1 protein-coding gene is annotated in these 443 nt (G+C 53.3%); it reads left to right on the top strand.

Annotated features, from left to right (window positions below):
* Positions 1-83 precede the first annotated feature (83 nt).
* Positions 84-443, top strand: a 360-nt coding sequence (locus tag ACOV8S_RS31340; RefSeq protein ID WP_448321870.1) for a lysine-specific demethylase, incomplete at its 3' end; no start/stop codon positions are given.

Raw genomic sequence — 443 nt, 5'->3', positions numbered from 1 at the left:
GCGAGATCCCACGCATAAGGGATCTCTTACCAGCCGAATTCAACGACTCGTGGGTTGACCGGCCTTTCATCCTGACCGAACCTGTGAAGAAATGGCAGGTCTACAAGGACTGGGACCAGCAGTCCATCCTTACCAAGCACGGGAACACATCGTTTCACGCCGAAGCGGTCGACTGGCCGTTGAAGACGTACGCCGCATACATGGCCAGCACGAGAGACGAGAGTCCCATATATTTGGTCGATAGGGCCTTCGTGGAAAAGATGGGTTTGGAGGTCGGTCCTCATGGAGCTTACACTGCTCCCGAAGCTTTCCACGACGACTTGTTCACACTATTGAAAGAACAGAGACCTGACCATCGATGGCTGATCATCGGCCCAGAAAGAAGTGGAAGTACTTTTCACAAGGATCCCAATGCTACCAGTGCTTGGAACGCGGTCATCCGT

Source organism: Streptomyces sp. CO7, from assembly GCF_053474865.1.
Note: the sequence above shows the minus strand (reverse complement) of the source record. Positions and strands in the feature narration are given on the sequence as shown.